This window comes from Acidovorax sp. ACV01 (genome assembly GCF_014851495.1).
GTDB lineage: Bacteria > Pseudomonadota > Gammaproteobacteria > Burkholderiales > Burkholderiaceae_C > Acidovorax > Acidovorax radicis.
Window position 1 is genome coordinate 153,515 of sequence record NZ_JACUZT010000004.1, and the last position, 15,859, is coordinate 169,373.

Sequence of the window (15,859 nt, forward strand, 5' to 3'; positions counted from 1 at the left end):
CGGCGGCCAAGGGCTTCACCGCGCACCTCGCTGGACCAAGCCACACACAAAACCACAGTCTTTAAGCTGCGGCTTTCTGGTGGAGGTCTTTAGAAGCCCTGACGGCGAAGCGCCGTGAAACTCGCCAGGACCAGCAAGCCCGCCATGAGGATCAGGCCCCACTCTGACAAGGTCGGAATGGACGCGGGGCTTGGTGCAGGGGCTGCAGCCCACGCCACAGCAGCCAACCCAGCCCCTGATGCGGACGTGTCTGGAAAACTGGCGGTACAGGCATCGGGCACGCCACTGGGCGCCACTGCCACCGCCCCGCAGCGAATATTGTGCAGGGCCGAACCGATCCCCCCTGCAATCTGTATCCGGGATACGCGGTCATTGACCACATGCGGGGAAGTCCCGGTCAGCCAGCGCGCAATGAAGATATTGGTGTTCACGACAGCGCCACTCGGATCTGTGGTGACCAGCACCTGCACTACACGGACTGCAGGGTCGGCGCTGGAATAGGTGTTGATACCGTCGCTGAGGCTGAAGGCGGTGATCAACGGAAAAATGTTTGCGCTGATCAATCCCCCAGGCAACGGGCTGGATGTGGTGAATGACCCTGACGGTCCCATCGTCAATGTGAAGTTTTGGCAGGGGCCCGCGCCGCACAGCGAGAAATCCGATTTGGATGTGTAGGGGCTCGTCGATGTCGCGGAATAGATGGTGGCCTGAGCGTGGGCCCATCCTGCGGCGAGCAGCAGCGCCAAGGCAGCCATCCAGTGTCTGAAGTGGATTGTCATAGAGCAATAAGTTGTTGGTTGTCTTAGACCCGTCGGCGACGGATAACGGTCAAGCCCATGCATCCAGCGAGGACGATGAGGCTCCACTCCGACAAGGTCGGGATGGAAGTTGGGCCTGGCGCAGCGGCTGCAAACCATACTGCGGCGGGGCCGTTGGCTTCCGACCGGGAGGCATCGGAGGGAGTCGCAAGGCACGTATCGGCCATACCCACCAGGGAAATACCGACACTCGAACAGCCTGTGTTGTGGGCAGCAAAGGTTGCGCCGCCTCCAAACTGCAGAACGGAAAGCCGATCACCCGCGGTATGCGGCGAAGTCCCGGTCTGCCAACGCTCCACCGCGATCAGCACCGAGGTGATGGCCCCCCCGCGTCGGTTGACACGTTGAACCTGACCACGCGCACGACGGCATCTGCGCTGGAGTAAGTATTGAGACCGTCACTGAAACTGAAGGCCGTGACCAAAGGGAAAATATTCGCGGCGACCAGGCTGCCCGCCAGCGGGCTGGACGTCGTGAAAGAACCCGATGCTGCCATTGCCAGGGTGAAGTTCTGACAGGTGCCCGCACCACACGGTGCGGTGAAGTTATTCACGCCTGCGTAGGCACTCGGTGGGGTGACCGTATAGACGGTGGCCTGCGCATGGGCCCAGCTTGCGGTGAACAAAACCGCGATAGCTGCAAGCCAATTTCTCGCATTGGACGGCATGAATCCCCCCTCTTTTGTAACGCCGAATAATAAAGGGACATCGGCACAACACAATGCCTCTGTCTGCGACGCGTGCATGGGATGGGTCGAATCGATACCATCTCGCGCACCTTATTCACCTGGGCTGCGGCGGTTTCCGGTGGGTAGCCGTGGGTACGACAAGGCCAGTTTCTGCGGCCTACACACCTCACCACTGTGGGCCAATGTGCATTCCACATGTTTTTGCCTAACAGGGTAGGCATCGCCCAAAAAAAAGCCCGCAGAGTGCGGGCTGAACACTTGCTTGTGCAAGCGGGAGGGATGTCGAAGGGGTATCGACAGCCAGATATTAGGTCGCTCTTTTGCCCCGGTGTGTAGGACATCGCCGATTTTCTGCGGGACACCCTCAAGGCCGGGATATTCACCAGAAGGCACGCTCACACGCTGCGCGTGCCCGATGGGGAGAATGGCCACAGCGGAAGTGCATGGGATCGTCACGTGCCGTAAATTCGCACACAGCCGCGCCCGGAGGCTTTTGCAAGGTACATCGCGGAGTCGGCCTTGCGCAGAAGCTCTTCGGCGTCCAGCGCGTCTGGGGACGACATCACGACGCCCACCGAGGCCCCGATCTGGATGAAATGCGATTCAATCTCCGTCGGCTGGCCGATGGCCTGCACCAGGCGTTCGCCCAGGCGGTACGCGCTGTCGCGGTCCGAGACGCCGCGCTGCAGCAAGGCAAACTCATCGCCACCCAGCCGCGCCACCACATCATCTTCGCGCGCAGCCTGCGCAAGCTGGCTGGCAACCCAGGCCAGCAATTGGTCGCCCACGGCATGCCCAAACCGGTCATTGATGGGTTTGAAACCGTCGAGGTCCACATACAACACAGCAAAACCGCGGCCCTGGCGCCGCACGTCGGCCACGGCTATCTGGAGTGCCTGCAGGAACGCAGAGCGATTCAACAGCGCGGTGAGCCCGTCATGTTCAGCGACATGCCGGATTCTTTGCTCGGCCTCCTTGCGTTGTGTCACGTCGGTGAAAGTGCGCAGCGCACCCCCACCTTTGATGGGCACGGTCTGGACTTCCACAATGCGACCGTCGGGCCGGGGTCGGTCATACACATTCAGTTGATCGAGCCCGCCGTTGTGGAGCAGCATCGATTGAACCTCCTGCGAAGCGAGGTCAAATTCGCCGCGTGCACGCAGAAATGCCAGCACATGCGCCAGGGAGGGTTTGGAGGCCATCAACTCCTCGGGCAGCTCCAGCAGTTCCAGCGCCCGGCGATTGCACAGCTCCACAATGCCCGTGGCGCTGATTCTGGCAACGCCCTGGTCCATGCTCTCCAGCGTGGCCTCCAGCAGGATGGACTTCTCTCGCAATTGCGCCTCCTTGTCGCGGGCGCTGCGTTCGGCCTGCGCAAGCCGGTGTTGCTGGCGCTTGAACTCGGTGATGTCCACATGCGCATAAAACACGGTACCGTCCGAACCCTGCTTGGCAATCACGCGGCTCCAGCGGTTGTGGGGCAAGGGCACCTCAAACGGCGCTCCGGCAAACCGCATGTGTTCCTGCAGGATGGATAGCCCCCCGTAGAAAGGCGCCATGTCGCCCGGCCCATCGGCAGCCCAGGCTCCACGATAGATGTCATCAAAGCTGAGCCCGGTCGCAGCAGCGCGGTCGGTGAGGCGGTACATCTGCATGAATGGCTCGTTGACCCACTGAATGCGGTGGTCCTCGCCACAGATCATCAAACCGTCGGGGATGCGGTCAAAAAGCTCGGTACTTTCGATAAAGGGGCTGCGCAGATAGCCAGGTTCATGGATGTTGGCGTCGCCGGGCTCTTCCGGCTGTGGCAACGCCTCTGCGCGCCAGACTCGCACCCGCCCTACCCCCGCGATGGGCAAAGACGATACGTGGACCCGCAAGCCCCGGTGTTCAAAGTTGTAGGGGCGCGTCTGCGCGCGGTGCCGCTCCACGCCAGCCGCAATGTAGCGGTCGATATTGGGCAACTCTTGCGCGTCCAGCCGTTCGGTGTAGAACCGCCGCAGATTGGCATGGTAGGGCTCGCCTGCGTAAACATGCCCCTCGTGCTCCGGGAAGAATTTGAAGAATGTACGGTTCCAGGCGAGGGCGTGGTCGCCTTCGTCAAACGCACACAGGGCGACGTCCAGCCCATCCAGGGTGTCACCGAGAGAGCGGATGAGGCTGAGAATAGGATCGTCGGACATGGCGTATCGGGGCTGCACAAAAACGGCTGCCAAAAAGCCCGTGTGCCACACCGGCCTCCTGTGTTCTGGCCGCTCCCGTGCGGGCAGACCATCGCTGCCCCATTGTGCAGAGCAGGCCTTACGGCAAACCATCGCCATGCGTCTGCCACGCAAGGCGTGTGGCTAGCTGTTGCGGACGGCCAACATTGCCTTGACCGCAATCAAGCCAGGGACAGCCAAAGGAAGGGCCCCCAACCACCAACCACCAACCACCAACCACCAACCACCAACCATGTTACGGGTGGACACCCGTGCTCTCGGGCCTTCCGGTATGGTGAGGGTCTAGTTTTCAGGAGCCTTGACCATGACGAATATCCCTTTTGCCGCCGCTGGCGGCCTGGTGGTTGCGGCGTTGCTGACTGGTTGCGCAAACCAGGGGCAGCCCCCTGCACCCTCTGGTGGCCTGGCGGCTGCGCCCTCCGCGCCTGGCGGGCTGTGCAACGCCCAGCCGGCCCAGTCTGCGGTGGGGCAAAACAGCACGGCGTCGGTGGTGGAATCCGCCCGTGTGCGATCGGGCGCGCAGATGGCCCGCATCCTGCGCCCCGGCCAGATCATCACCAAGGAGTTCGACGCGCAGCGGCTCAACCTGGAAGTGGATGGCAACGGCCGAATCCTGGCAGTGCGCTGCGGCTGATCCTTCCAGGCGCCGTGCGGTGTGCGCGGTGCCAATGGGAGCGGCTAGGGCGCTGCCAGCTCCTGCGCCGCCACATTCAATCCGCCAGGAACAGCTCCTGCAGGTCATTCAGAAAGTCAAAACCCCGCTCCGTGGGTCGCACGCGCGCCATGTCGCGCTCGATCAGGCCCTTGCGTTCGGCGGCCTCCAGGCCCCTGACGATGGCGGTGAGGGGCAGGCCCGTGCGGGCCATGAAGTCCTGCAGCGCAAAACCGTCACGCAGGCGCAGGGCATTGAGCATGAACTCAAATGGCAGGTCGGCCCGGCGCACGTCGTCGTCCTGCGCCACGGCGCGGCCGACCAGGGCGTTGTCCATGTAGCGGCCAGGGTCACGAAAGCGCACCTGGCGCACCACCCGGTGCGCAAAACTCAGCTTGCTGTGCGCACCCGCGCCAATGCCCAAGTAGTCGCCAAATTGCCAATAGTTGGTGTTGTGAAAACACTGGTGGCCCGGCTGCGCATAGGCCGAGATCTCGTAGCGCGCCATCCCGGCCTGCCCCGTCAGGGCAGTGATGCGGTCGAGCATGGCATAGGCCTGGTCGTCCTCGGGGATGGCGGGGGGAAATTTGGCGAAGTAGGTGTTGGGCTCGATGGTGAGGTGGTAGATGGAGATGTGTGGTGGTTTGAAGGCCAACGCGGTCACCATGTCCTGCTCCAACTGCTGGGGCGTCTGGCCCGGCAGGGCGTACATGATGTCGAGGTTATACGTGTCAAACGACGCGGCGGCCTCCTCCACGGCCGCCAAGGCCTGGCTGCGGTCATGCACGCGGCCCAGGGCCTTGAGGTGCTGGTCGTTGAAGCTTTGCACCCCCACCGACAACCGTGTGACGCCCGCCGCCCGGAATGCGCGAAAGCGATCTTTTTCGAACGTGCCGGGGTTGGCCTCCAAGGTGATCTCGCAATCAGGCTCCAGACGCAGGCGAGCGCGGATGTCGCCAAGCAGCCGGTCAATCGCCGCCGGTGAGAACAGGCTGGGGGTGCCCCCACCGATAAAGATGCTGTGCACTGTGCGGCCCCAAATGAGCGGCAGCGCGGCCTCCAGGTCGGCCATCAGTGCATCGATGTAGCGCTGTTCGGGAACGCCGTTGCCGCCTGCATCGCCAACGCCCTCGCGATACTCATGCGAGTTGAAGTCGCAGTACGGGCATTTTTTGAGGCACCAGGGCAGGTGCACATACAGCGACAGCGGCGGCAGGCTGGGCAACTGCAGCAGCCCTGGGCGCATGTAGTGCTGGATGTCGTGTGCTGGCGCGGGCTCGATGTCGCTCTGCGGCGTGATCGGAATGTGGGCCACCTTCTGTGTCCCTTTACAGCCAGCGCTCGCGCATCAGCGCCAGCATCTGTGCGGCAGAGCGCCCCCGATGGCTGTGGGCGTTCTTCACTTCCACAGGCAGCTCGGCAAAGGTCTTGCCAAATTCCGGGATGAACATCACGGGGTCAAAGCCAAAGCCGTTGCTACCCCGGGGCGCCGTGGTGATCTCGCCCACCACGCGGCCCACGGCAATCAGCGGCTCGGGGTCTTGCGGGCTGCGCACCGCGACCAGGGTGCTGACCATGGCGGCGCGGCGGTTGGCCACGCCCTGCAATTGCTCCAGCAGGGCACGCACGTTGTTGTCGTCGCTTTTCTCGTAGCCGAACTGGGTGCAGTAGTAGGCGGTATCGACACCGGGCAGGCCACCAAAGGCGTCCACACACATTCCGGCGTCGTCGGCCAGTGCGGGAAGCCCGGTGTGTGCCGAGGCGAACCGGGCCTTGGCGAGGGCGTTCTCCACAAAGGTGCGAAAAGGCTCCTCGGCCTCGCCTACGCCAAGGTCCGCCTGGCGCACCAGTTCGACGCCCAACGGCGCGAACATGGCCTGTAGCTCGGCCAGCTTGCCGCGGTTGTTGGATGCAAGAACAATTTTCATGGGTCTAAATGGCATCTAGCGCTTATCCATAAAGCGCAAATAGCTATCAATTTATGAGCATTCTCACATTTATTCAGTATCAAGAAGGGCCCGCTGCTGCAACTGCACCAACTCTGCGATGCCTTTTTCAGCCAGCGCCAGCAATTGGTCCATCTCTGCCCGGGTAAACGCCACGCCTTCGGCCGTGCCCTGCACTTCCACAAAATGGCCCGCTCCGGTCATCACGACGTTCATGTCAGTATCGCAACCCACGTCTTCCACGTATTCCAGGTCCAGCAGCGGCGTACCCTGAACCATGCCCACGGAAATGGCAGCCACTGGCTGCACCAACGGCGACTGTGTGATCTTGCCGCTGGCCAGCAACTGGTTGACCGCATCCTGCGCAGCCACCCAGGCGCCGGTGATGGCAGCGGTGCGGGTGCCACCATCGGCCTGGATCACGTCGCAGTCGAGCTGGATGGTGCGTTCGCCCAGGAGTTTGAGGTCAAACACGGCACGCAGTGATCGGCCAATGAGGCGCTGAATCTCCTGCGTGCGGCCGGTTTGTTTGCCACGCGCGGCCTCGCGGTCGCTGCGGCTGTGGGTGGCGCGCGGCAACATGCCGTATTCGGCCGTGACCCAGCCTTCGCCACTGCCGCGCTTGTGGGGTGGCACACGTTCTTCCACCGATGCCGTGCAAAGCACCTTGGTGTTGCCGAACTCGATCAGCACCGAACCCTCGGCGTGCATGGTGTAGTGGCGGGTGATGCGCACGGGGCGCAGCTGGTGGGCGGCACGAGCGCCGGTACGGGTAAAAGTGGTCATGTGGTTTCCGGTGTCAAAAATACGCGGGCCTCCCGCACGGCCCAGGGCGCATGCCAACAAGCCAGTCCGTCAGTTCGATACATCTGCAATGGGCCGCGGCACTGGTGGCCCATCTCGCAGGCTCTCTGCCCGAGGCCCGTACAACATGCGTTGCCCAAACCAGGACCGCCACCCAAGGACCGCCCATATCAGCCGTACGAGCGCTGGCTGTGTCTCTATCCCGAATTGCACCGCAATTCGGACGAAGGCGGAAGACGCGAAGCAGCTCAGGGGGTTGTCATGCCTTTCGGGCTGCTGAGCGTCGAATCGCTTCGTTGATCTCGGCGATGGACCGCTCGATGGCGGCGTCGTCCAGGTCGTCCACGAGGCCATCGAGTGGCCCGGCCTGGATGGTGGACGCAAACACGTCGTCGCTGATGCTGTCGGTCGAGACGCCTTGCGTGGACTCGAACGCATCGGGCGTCTCCCACTCCATGGCAATCACCGTGACGTTGTCGCTGCTGTCACCCGCCTTGCGCAGGGCATCTTCCACCAGTTCAGGCACCGCGTGCGAGACCGTGTTGCGGGCCAGTTGCTTGGCGATGTCTTCATCGCTAAGCGTACCCCACAGGCCATCCGAACACAGCAGGATGCGGTCACCCTGCTCCAGGTACACGGGGCCGGTGATGTCGTAAATAGGTTTGGTGGGCGAGCCCAGGCAGGTGAACAGCACATTGCGGTTGATGCGCTCCAGGCCCGGCGGCGGGGAGTTACGCAGCTCCATATAGGAGTGGTCGCGTGTGCGGGTCAGCAAATCACCATCGCGCACCATGTACAGGCGCGAATCGCCGCAATGAATCCAGGTGGCGGTGCCAGCCTGCAGCACCGCTGCCACCAGCGTGGTACGGGGGGTGTCGAGCATGCCCTTGTCAGTGGCATAGCGCAGGATCTGGTGGTGCGCCGCCAGCAGCGCGCCCGACAGAAATTCCTGCACATCCTTGAGCTGGGGCTTGGCCTGGCGCTGGAACAGCGCCGAGATGGTCTGCAGCGCAATCTGCGCAGCCACCTCACCTTCGGGGTGCCCCCCCATGCCGTCGGCCAGCACAAACAGGCACGATTCGCGCGTGTAGCAATAGCCCATGCGGTCTTCGTTCTTCTCGCGGCCACCGCGGCGGCTGATCTGGAATACCGAGAACTTCATAGGGACCCACGCAGGCAAGGATGCACCAAGGCATCGTCAATGAACATGTGCCTTGCCCGAACCCGCTTTGCGTGAGCCGTGTTCATTTGGGCTTGGCCCCGATACCGGTGGCTTCACCCACCTTTTGCACATTTTTCTTGGTGTCGGACACCAAGGTGTCAAGCTGCAGGCGCATCTTCTCGGCCACCGTGAGCTTGGTGTAGCGGCGCTCGCCCTCGCGGCTCAGCTCCTTTTGCAGGGCGAACACGGATTGGGGGCGCGACAGCGGATCAAGTGCCATGCACCACTCCACCACCTCGATGAGGTTGTCGGAGTAAACGCCGCGCAGCTTGGTCAGCGCCAGCGACAAGCGGTCTTTCTCGATGCGCTGGGGCGCCTCGTTGGGCGGAAAGCCCTGCATGCAGGCATAGATGCAGGCACCAATGGCGTAGATGTCGGTCCAGGGGCCCATGGACGAATCGCGGCGGTACATCTCGGGCGCGGCAAAGCCGGGGGTGTACATGGGGCGGATGAAGTTGCCTTCCTTGGAAAGAACCTCGCGCGCCGCGCCAAAGTCGATCATCACGGCCTTGTTGTCGTCGGTGATGAAGATGTTGGCCGGCTTGATGTCGAGGTGCAGCATCTTGTGCTGGTGCACGATGCGCAGGCCGCGCAGCACTTCGTCAAAAAGCGAGCGAATGGTGGATTCGCGGAACACCTTCTGCGTCTTGAGATCACGTGCGGTGATGATGAAGTCCTGCAGGGTGGCGCCCTCCAGATAGTTCATCACCATGTAGACGGTTTCGTTCTCACGGAAGAAGTTGAGCACGCTCACCACGGAGGCGTGCGAAATCTGCGCAAGCGCGCGACCTTCTTCAAAGAAGCTCTTGAGGCCCAGCCGATAAAGCGACAGCTTTTCAGACTGCACCTTGGGCAACAACTCGCCGGGCGCACGCGTGGCAAGCGAAGAGGGAAGGTATTCCTTGATGGCGACCTGCTGCCCCTCGGTATCGAGGGCCAGATAGACCACACCAAAGCCGCCAGAAGACAACCGGCGCACCACGCGGTAGCCGCCTATTGCGGTATCGGGCGGCAGAGGAGCCGGCTTGATTTTTGACATATTTTGCGAAGATGACTCGGGGGTGGAGCGGAACCCGGATAATCGCCGGATCGCAAGCAACCATCAAAAAGTCCAATGCCAGTTTACAGCATGACCGGATACGCCAGCGCACAGCATGGCGCATCTGCCACTGGCGCTGAAACCGACGCCCGCGCGCCCCAGTCGCGCCGGCTGGGGCTGGAAATCCGCTCGGTCAACAGCCGCTTCCTGGACCTTTCGTTCCGCCTCCCCGATGAACTGCGTGCCATGGAGCCCGCACTGCGCAGCCTGCTGACGGCCCGCCTCAAGCGCGGCAAAGTCGAAGTCCGCGCTGCCCTGGAGAACGAGGACAGCAACACCTTGCAAGACCCGCCAGCGCGGCTGCTGCAGCGGCTCAACTCTTTGCAGGATTCCGTCAAGGCTTGGCTGCCGACGGCGGCGCCCCTCACGGTGGCCGACGCCCTGCGCCTTTGCGCCAATGCGCCATCGGGCTCTGAAGACTGGAGCGAAGCCGTGCCTGCTTTAGCGGAAGAAGCCCTGACAGCCCTGATGGCCTCCCGTGAAAGAGAGGGGAAGCGCCTGGCTGCCATGCTGCTGGACAGGGTCAAGCAATTGCGCGCCCTGGCAGAGCAGGCTGTCCCCATGGTTCCCCTGCTGGTCGAGCAGCAGCGGCTGCGCTTCATGGAGCGCTGGAAGGAAGCCATGGCGCTGACCGACGGTGCCACCCTGCCCGAGGCCGCCCGCGACCGCGCGCTGACCGAAGCCACGGCGTTTGCCATCCGCATTGATGTGGCCGAGGAGATCACCCGGCTGGACTCCCACCTGGATGAGATCGAACGCCTGCTCAAGAAGGGCGGCGAAGTGGGCAAGCGCCTGGATTTCCTGATCCAGGAACTGCACCGCGAAGCCAATACGCTGGGCTCCAAATCTGCCGCACTCGACCTGACCCGCATCAGCGTGGACATGAAAGTGCTGATCGAACAGATGCGCGAGCAAGTGCAAAATATCGAGTAATACTCATTTTTTGATAGCGCCTAGCGCACATCAACTATGGACTATCCCGGAAATCTCATCGTAGTTGCGGCCCCCAGTGGTGCCGGAAAATCCAGCTTGGTCAAAGCCTTGCTGGAGTTGGACTCCCATGTCCACCTGTCGATCTCCCACACCACCCGCGCGCCACGTGGTCAGGAAAAGCATGGCCGCGACTACTACTTTGCATCGCAGTCCGAATTTGACGCCATGGTGGAGGGCAATGCCTTCGTGGAGTGGGCACACGTCCACGGGAACCGCTACGGAACCTCCAAAAAAGCCATTGAGGAGCGCATCGCCCAGGGCTCGGATGTGATCCTGGAAATCGACTTCCAGGGCGCATTGCAGATCAAGGAGGCCTTTGCGAATGCCCTTCTGGTCTTCATTCTCCCGCCGAGCTGGGAAGAGCTACGCTCGCGCCTGGAACGCCGGGGCGAAGACTCCCCGGAAGTGATCGAAGTCCGCCTCAAGAACGCGGCTACAGAGATGGCGCAGGTGAGCAAATTCGACTTCGTTATAATCAATGAGTTGTTTGAGCGCGCGCTTTTCGACCTGAAAGCCGTAGTTCACGCCCAGCGACTCAAGTACGCCGCCCAGCGCCGCGCCCGTGCTGACACCTTCCAGTCGCTCAATATCACCTGAATCCCGGAGTAAAACGATGGCACGCATCACTGTAGAAGACTGTCTGGAAAAGATCCCCAACCGCTTCCAGCTCGTGTTGGCCGCCACGTACCGTGCCCGCATGCTGAGCCAGGGCCATGCCCCCCGCATCGAAAGCCGCAACAAGCCCGCCGTGACCGCCCTGCGCGAGATCGCCGAAGGCAAGGTCGGCCTGGAAATGCTCAAGAAGGTTCCTGGTTGAATTTTTTCCTGGGCGAAGCCCGCAAAGAGCACCGCGACAGCGGTGCTTTTTTTTGCCCCGAAGTCGTCTGATGCGCTCCCGCGCTACATTTAAGGCATGAACGCGGTGCTCAACTCACCTTCTGCAACGCAAGCCCGACCCGGTGAAGTGCCGACGGCGGGAACCTTGTCAGCAGCCGCAGCGGCCGCCAATGCGGCGGCGGCCAGCTTTGCTGCGCTGACAGATAGTCTCGACTACCTGGACGCGATCAGCATAGAACAGGTGCGCCAAGCCTACCGTTTCGCTGATGAGGCCCATCTGGGCCAGTTGCGCAACAGCGGCGAGCCCTACATCACGCACCCCATTGCCGTAGCAGCGCAATGCGCCACCTGGAAGCTCGACGCCCAGGCGCTCATGGCAGCACTGCTGCACGATGCCATGGAAGACTGTGGCGTCACCAAGGCCGACCTGATCGACCGCTTTGGGGCCCCCGTAGCCGAACTGGTGGACGGGCTGACCAAGCTGGACAAGCTGCAGTTCAACACCCGCGAAGAGAACCAGGCCGAGTCTTTCCGCAAGATGCTGCTGGCCATGGCACGCGATGTGCGCGTGATTCTCATCAAGCTGGCGGACCGCACACACAACATGCGCACGCTGTCGGACATGCCACGTAGCAAGTGGGGCCGCATCTCCTCGGAGACGCTGGAAATCTACGCGCCCATCGCCCACCGCCTGGGCCTCAACCAGACTTACCGGGAATTGCAGGACCTGGCCTTCCGTCACCTGCACCCCTGGCGCTATGCCACCCTCTCCAAGGCTGTCAACAAGTCTCGCAACCGCAGGCGCGACCTGGTGCAGAAGGTGCAAACCGAAGTGGATGCCGCCTTCTCAAAGATTGGCATGAAGGTGCGCCTCGCAGGCCGCGAAAAGACTTTGTACGCCATCTACCAAAAGATGGATCTCAAGCACCTGAGTTTTGCCCAGGTCACGGACATCTACGGTTTTCGGGTGATCGTGCCAACGGTCACGGACTGCTACACCGCCATGGGCGTGCTCCATCAGATGTACAAACCGGTTCCTGGCAAGTTCAAGGACCACATCGCCATCGCCAAGCTCAATGGCTACCAATCCTTGCACACCACCTTGGTGGGGCCCTCCGGTGTGAACATTGAATTCCAGATGCGCACGGACGAGATGCACGTCATTGCCGAGGCCGGTGTGGCAGCACACTGGTTGTACAAAGCACAGGACGGCGATGGCACTTCGGCCGAACGGCTGGGGACCAAGTGGCTGCAGTCCCTGCTCGACATCCAGAACGAGACCCGCGATGCTGCAGAGTTTTGGGACCATGTGAAGGTGGACCTTTTCCCGGATGCGGTCTATGTCTTCACCCCCAAGAGCCAGATCATGGCGCTCCCTCGCGGGGCTACTGTGGTGGACTTTGCTTACGCCATCCACAGCAACGTCGGCGACCGCACCACGGCGGCCAAGATCAACAACGAGCAGGTGCCCCTGCGCACTGAACTCAAGAATGGCGACGTCGTGGAAATCATCACGGCCCCCGTGTCCACCCCCAACCCGGCCTGGTTGGGTTTTGTGCGCACAGGCCGCGCGCGCTCCAAGATCCGGCACTACCTGAAGACCTTGGCGCAGACTGAATCTGAAGGACTGGGTGAAAAACTGCTGACCCAGGCCATCCGAGCGGAAGGCCTGGAGCAGTTGCCCCCCCTGGATGCAGAGACCCAACCCATGTGGGACAAGCTGCTGCGTTTTACAGGGAACCGCACCCGCAGCGAGCTGATGACGGACCTGGGCCTGGGCAAGCGGATCGCCAGCATCGTGGCCAAGCGGCTCATGGTGCTGATGTCCGAACATGGCCATCGCCCTGATGCACTGCTCATGACGCGGGAGCGCTATACGTCCCATGAAACGCTGTCCCAAGGAGCAGTCACCCTGGACGGCAGCGAGAACGCATCGGTACAGTACGCATCATGCTGCCGCCCGGTGCCCGGCGACAGTATTGTGGGCTACCTCGGACGGGGAGAGGGGCTGGTGGTGCACAACGTGCACTGCACAGTGGCAAAGCGCCTCCAGCACAAGGACAGCGAGCGTTTCATCGCCGTGGACTGGTCTGACGAGCCCACGCGCATGTTCGAGACCGGTGTTGTTGTCACCGTGACCAATGGCAAGGGGGTGTTGGCCCGAGTGGCTGCGGAGCTGGCCAATTCAGAGGCTGACATCACCCACGTTGACATGGATGACGAAGCCGCACTGGACACCACCGATCTGCGCTTTATCGTGGCCGTGCGTGATCAGGCCCACCTTGAACTGGCACTAAAAAATCTGCGCCGCACTCAGGCAGTCATCCGCGTCGCCAGAATCACGCCACAGGCCTGACAGGCGCTTACCGCAAGGAAAGCAGCGCCTGTTTCATAGCGCATCGCCCCCGCCCGAGGGTGGCTGCTACGCTATGCGCGGCTGCGGGTACCGCACTTCCATCACTTCCAGATTGCGAGCGCCGCCCGGGGTTGGCAGTTGCACCTCATCACCCACACGAGCTTTCAACAGTGCGCGGGCGACCGGTGAAATCCAACTCACCTGCGATTCTCGGCTGTCTGCCTCATCAATTCCCATGATGGTGATCGTGCGCTCCACATCCTCATCATCCCGATAAGTCACGGTAGCCCCAAAAAACACCTGATCACTTCCCGCATGCAGACTGGGGTCTACGACTTCGGCAATCTCCAGCCGTTTGGTCAAGAACCGTATGCGGCGGTCGATCTCGCGCAGGCGCTTCTTGCCATACAGGTAATCGCCATTTTCAGACCGATCACCGTTGCTGGCAGCCCAATGCACAACATCCACCATCTTGGGCCGCTCGTTGTCAATCAAATCAAACAGCTCATCCCGCAGGCGCGCATAGCCCGCAGGGGTGATGTAGTTTTTGCCGCCCGCAGGCAATGGGGGTAGTGCCAACTCGTCGTCGTCACCGCCATCTGCCTCTTTGGTAAAAGCCTTGCTCATCGCCAGATCTCCCCGACAAGCGCAAAGCGCTTGGACAAATGAAAAAGCCTGCAATCTTGCGATTGCAGGCTTTAAACATTGGTGCGGCTGGCAGGAATCGAACCCACGACCCCTTGGTTCGTAGTTCGCTTGCCGCCTGCAAGTCATTGATTCTACACAACCGATTGCCGTCCGTTCCGACTCAATCCGTACTGTTGTGTACAGCACTGACCAACAAATCCCCCAAAATTACCCACCAAAGCAGGCACAAGAACCAGATGAAAGGTGGAGGTATCCTCACCCTTATCTGCCGCCGGCAGCAATCGGCCAGGAGCGGCCGGTCACCTCAAATGAAAGCGGACGCTCAGCAGCGACGTTAGCCGCACCCGGTTGTGTAGCCCGTACTGCACTCGCAAGCGAAGCTTGTCGCGTCGGCTTGACTAATCACCCTGGCCTTGGGCAAACCGGAAATGGTCACGGAATGGCTGCGCCTTCTTGCCGACTGTGCCAGCTATGCAAGGCATAAAGTGCCCCACTTGCATGTTCACCCCAATGGCTCCAGAAGCTTCCTCGCCATTTCCGGCAGGCTGCTTCAGCATACCCGGATTGGAACAACAAGAGCCCACTCTTCAAATCACGCCATATGTCAGCAAGATCATCCGCTAGATCGGCGAGCGACGATTCCCCAGGCACTTCCTGTGGAACAGATTGAGAATAGTAGTTGAATGGCAACGAGCCGAAGCGGACAAAGACCTGCTTCCATTCCTCATGCGAAATATCGCGCGGGTCCTGCTCGCCGAACAATTCTGGTAAGGCTAGTGCGAGTCGATAGAGATTCGACAGATGCTGTAAAGCAGTAAGGACCTGGTTCCTTTGGTCCTCCGGGTTTGCTTCCGCCCAAGAGCAGAATTCCTCTGCAGCGTCCGCGAACTGTCGCACCTGATTTGACATGTGAAGGCCTCACGTTACGCATCTACCGGCGGCTGCGAAAAGTACCGCCCGATTCGGGGAAATTTGTACAAAGTTTGCCCGAAAAGAAGCTGCGCTTAGGCGGGTTTTGAATCAACGACGGCTTTGGGATGCGATGCCCACAGTCGCCTTTGGGCCCAACTCGGTCGTTCGCTCTTCTCCAAAGCGGTCATCAAGCAATCTTGCGAATTAGCGATAGCAAACTTTGTGCAGCTAAGGAACGGTGCCCCATGCTGCCCGAGCTTCCAGCAGTGGCGCCAAAACAGTGAGCACGTTGGCAGCGCTTTGTCGAGGAACCTCCCACGAGGGGTGCTGCATGTCCTTGAGCGACGCCGCAGCATTTGGTCCACCGCTTCGAGCCTCCAAAGGCACCGATCGGACACTTTGCCGTAGCACTTCGATAGCGGTTTTTTGCTCCGCCGAAAGAGGCATGGAAGGATCTGTCAGCAGAGATGTTGGCTGGAGCAGGAAGTGGAACAGCTCGCCTGCGACAAAATAGTTGCCCTGATCGGCGCAACACTCTTCCGGCGTCATAGCGAGAGATCGCACGTGGCCGATGTACCACGACACTTCGGTATCGAATCTCTGAATCACATCCTGTGATAGCGGCGGCAATGACGAGTGGTCCATTCGATCTAGATTGTCCG

General features: G+C 61.3%; 17 protein-coding genes. 5 read left to right on the forward strand and 12 right to left on the reverse strand.

Translation table 11 applies throughout. The features are described from left to right. Positions 1-89: 89 nt before the first annotated feature. From IB243_RS13255 to IB243_RS13270, 4 genes are all read right to left on the reverse strand, one after another. Positions 90-779 carry an IPTL-CTERM sorting domain-containing protein gene (locus IB243_RS13255; protein ID WP_159103189.1) on the reverse strand — a complete coding sequence of 230 codons (690 nt, stop codon included), beginning with the start codon at positions 777-779 and terminating at the stop codon, positions 90-92. A 23-nt stretch (positions 780-802) separates the two neighbouring features. After that, positions 803-985, reverse strand: coding sequence for an IPTL-CTERM sorting domain-containing protein (locus IB243_RS13260; protein WP_192428035.1), 183 nt, complete (start codon positions 983-985; stop codon positions 803-805). Between the two features lie 137 nt (positions 986-1,122). Further along, a complete protein-coding gene (locus IB243_RS13265) occupies positions 1,123-1,563 on the reverse strand; it encodes a hypothetical protein (protein ID WP_225584949.1) in 441 nt (146 codons plus the stop codon). Positions 1,564-1,958: 395 nt separating this feature from the next. Then, the gene (locus tag IB243_RS13270) at positions 1,959-3,689 is read right to left on the reverse strand and encodes a sensor domain-containing diguanylate cyclase (protein WP_192427625.1); all 1,731 of its coding nucleotides are present in this window, start codon (positions 3,687-3,689) and stop codon (positions 1,959-1,961) included. Between the two features lie 343 nt (positions 3,690-4,032). On the opposite strand from IB243_RS13270, the gene IB243_RS13275 reads away from it, so the two are divergent. Beyond that, entirely contained in the window at positions 4,033-4,362 is a 330-nt protein-coding gene (locus IB243_RS13275; RefSeq protein ID WP_192427627.1) for an I78 family peptidase inhibitor, read from the forward strand. Positions 4,363-4,438: 76 nt separating this feature from the next. On the opposite strand, the gene hemW is transcribed toward IB243_RS13275, so the two are convergent. From hemW to IB243_RS13300, 5 genes are all read right to left on the reverse strand, one after another. Next, entirely contained in the window at positions 4,439-5,695 is a 1,257-nt protein-coding gene (gene hemW / locus IB243_RS13280; RefSeq protein WP_192427630.1) for a radical SAM family heme chaperone HemW, read from the reverse strand. Positions 5,696-5,708: 13 nt separating this feature from the next. Next, entirely contained in the window at positions 5,709-6,308 is a 600-nt protein-coding gene (rdgB, locus tag IB243_RS13285; RefSeq protein ID WP_010461841.1) for an RdgB/HAM1 family non-canonical purine NTP pyrophosphatase, read from the reverse strand. Between the two features lie 69 nt (positions 6,309-6,377). Next, entirely contained in the window at positions 6,378-7,112 is a 735-nt protein-coding gene (rph, locus tag IB243_RS13290) for a ribonuclease PH (RefSeq protein WP_010461843.1), read from the reverse strand. Positions 7,113-7,389: 277 nt separating this feature from the next. Further along, entirely contained in the window at positions 7,390-8,292 is a 903-nt protein-coding gene (locus IB243_RS13295) for a PP2C family serine/threonine-protein phosphatase (protein ID WP_010461845.1), read from the reverse strand. A gap of 82 nt (positions 8,293-8,374) precedes the next feature. Next, entirely contained in the window at positions 8,375-9,391 is a 1,017-nt protein-coding gene (locus IB243_RS13300) for a serine/threonine-protein kinase (RefSeq protein WP_007855567.1), read from the reverse strand. 90 nt (positions 9,392-9,481) lie between these two features. Between IB243_RS13300 and IB243_RS13305 the strand changes: the two genes are divergently transcribed. From IB243_RS13305 to IB243_RS13320, 4 genes are all read left to right on the forward strand, one after another. Next, the gene (locus IB243_RS13305; RefSeq protein WP_057272219.1) at positions 9,482-10,384 is read left to right on the forward strand and encodes a YicC/YloC family endoribonuclease; all 903 of its coding nucleotides are present in this window, start codon (positions 9,482-9,484) and stop codon (positions 10,382-10,384) included. A 36-nt stretch (positions 10,385-10,420) separates the two neighbouring features. After that, positions 10,421-11,041, forward strand: a complete 621-nt coding sequence (gene gmk / locus IB243_RS13310; RefSeq protein WP_010461851.1) for a guanylate kinase — start codon at positions 10,421-10,423, stop codon at positions 11,039-11,041. A gap of 16 nt (positions 11,042-11,057) precedes the next feature. Beyond that, entirely contained in the window at positions 11,058-11,261 is a 204-nt protein-coding gene (rpoZ, locus tag IB243_RS13315; RefSeq protein WP_005794722.1) for a DNA-directed RNA polymerase subunit omega, read from the forward strand. Between the two features lie 96 nt (positions 11,262-11,357). Next, positions 11,358-13,637 (forward strand): bifunctional (p)ppGpp synthetase/guanosine-3',5'-bis(diphosphate) 3'-pyrophosphohydrolase, encoded by a 2,280-nt coding sequence (locus IB243_RS13320; RefSeq protein WP_029413878.1) that lies wholly within the window; start codon positions 11,358-11,360, stop codon positions 13,635-13,637. A gap of 66 nt (positions 13,638-13,703) precedes the next feature. On the opposite strand, the gene greB is transcribed toward IB243_RS13320, so the two are convergent. The 3 genes from greB to IB243_RS13335 all read right to left on the reverse strand — a co-directional run bounded on the left by greB (position 13,704) and on the right by IB243_RS13335 (position 15,842). Continuing rightward, positions 13,704-14,264 (reverse strand): transcription elongation factor GreB, encoded by a 561-nt coding sequence (gene greB / locus IB243_RS13325; RefSeq protein WP_192427632.1) that lies wholly within the window; start codon positions 14,262-14,264, stop codon positions 13,704-13,706. Positions 14,265-14,717: 453 nt separating this feature from the next. Beyond that, positions 14,718-15,194 carry a DUF5063 domain-containing protein gene (locus IB243_RS13330; protein WP_192427634.1) on the reverse strand — a complete coding sequence of 159 codons (477 nt, stop codon included), beginning with the start codon at positions 15,192-15,194 and terminating at the stop codon, positions 14,718-14,720. Between the two features lie 231 nt (positions 15,195-15,425). Further along, on the reverse strand, positions 15,426-15,842 hold the full coding sequence (locus IB243_RS13335) for a hypothetical protein (RefSeq protein WP_225584950.1): 417 nt from the start codon (positions 15,840-15,842) through the stop codon (positions 15,426-15,428). Positions 15,843-15,859 lie beyond the last annotated feature (17 nt).

Excerpts from the sequence above, each read along its gene's own strand:
- IB243_RS13260 (WP_192428035.1), bottom strand. The coding sequence starts at position 985 with ATGGCCGATACGTGCCTTGCGACTCCCTCCGATGCCTCCCGGTCGGAA.
- IB243_RS13275 (WP_192427627.1), top strand. The coding sequence starts at position 4,033 with ATGACGAATATCCCTTTTGCCGCCGCTGGCGGCCTGGTGGTTGCGGCG.
- IB243_RS13265 (WP_225584949.1), bottom strand. The coding sequence starts at position 1,563 with ATGCACGCGTCGCAGACAGAGGCATTGTGTTGTGCCGATGTCCCTTTA.
- IB243_RS13320 (WP_029413878.1), top strand. The coding sequence starts at position 11,358 with ATGAACGCGGTGCTCAACTCACCTTCTGCAACGCAAGCCCGACCCGGT.
- IB243_RS13270 (WP_192427625.1), bottom strand. The coding sequence starts at position 3,689 with ATGTCCGACGATCCTATTCTCAGCCTCATCCGCTCTCTCGGTGACACC.
- greB (WP_192427632.1), bottom strand. The coding sequence starts at position 14,264 with ATGAGCAAGGCTTTTACCAAAGAGGCAGATGGCGGTGACGACGACGAG.
- IB243_RS13255 (WP_159103189.1), bottom strand. The coding sequence starts at position 779 with ATGACAATCCACTTCAGACACTGGATGGCTGCCTTGGCGCTGCTGCTC.
- IB243_RS13305 (WP_057272219.1), top strand. The coding sequence starts at position 9,482 with ATGACCGGATACGCCAGCGCACAGCATGGCGCATCTGCCACTGGCGCT.
- gmk (WP_010461851.1), top strand. The coding sequence starts at position 10,421 with ATGGACTATCCCGGAAATCTCATCGTAGTTGCGGCCCCCAGTGGTGCC.
- rdgB (WP_010461841.1), bottom strand. The coding sequence starts at position 6,308 with ATGAAAATTGTTCTTGCATCCAACAACCGCGGCAAGCTGGCCGAGCTA.
- IB243_RS13300 (WP_007855567.1), bottom strand. The coding sequence starts at position 9,391 with ATGTCAAAAATCAAGCCGGCTCCTCTGCCGCCCGATACCGCAATAGGC.
- rpoZ (WP_005794722.1), top strand. The coding sequence starts at position 11,058 with ATGGCACGCATCACTGTAGAAGACTGTCTGGAAAAGATCCCCAACCGC.
- IB243_RS13330 (WP_192427634.1), bottom strand. The coding sequence starts at position 15,194 with ATGTCAAATCAGGTGCGACAGTTCGCGGACGCTGCAGAGGAATTCTGC.
- IB243_RS13295 (WP_010461845.1), bottom strand. The coding sequence starts at position 8,292 with ATGAAGTTCTCGGTATTCCAGATCAGCCGCCGCGGTGGCCGCGAGAAG.
- rph (WP_010461843.1), bottom strand. The coding sequence starts at position 7,112 with ATGACCACTTTTACCCGTACCGGCGCTCGTGCCGCCCACCAGCTGCGC.
- IB243_RS13335 (WP_225584950.1), bottom strand. The coding sequence starts at position 15,842 with ATGGACCACTCGTCATTGCCGCCGCTATCACAGGATGTGATTCAGAGA.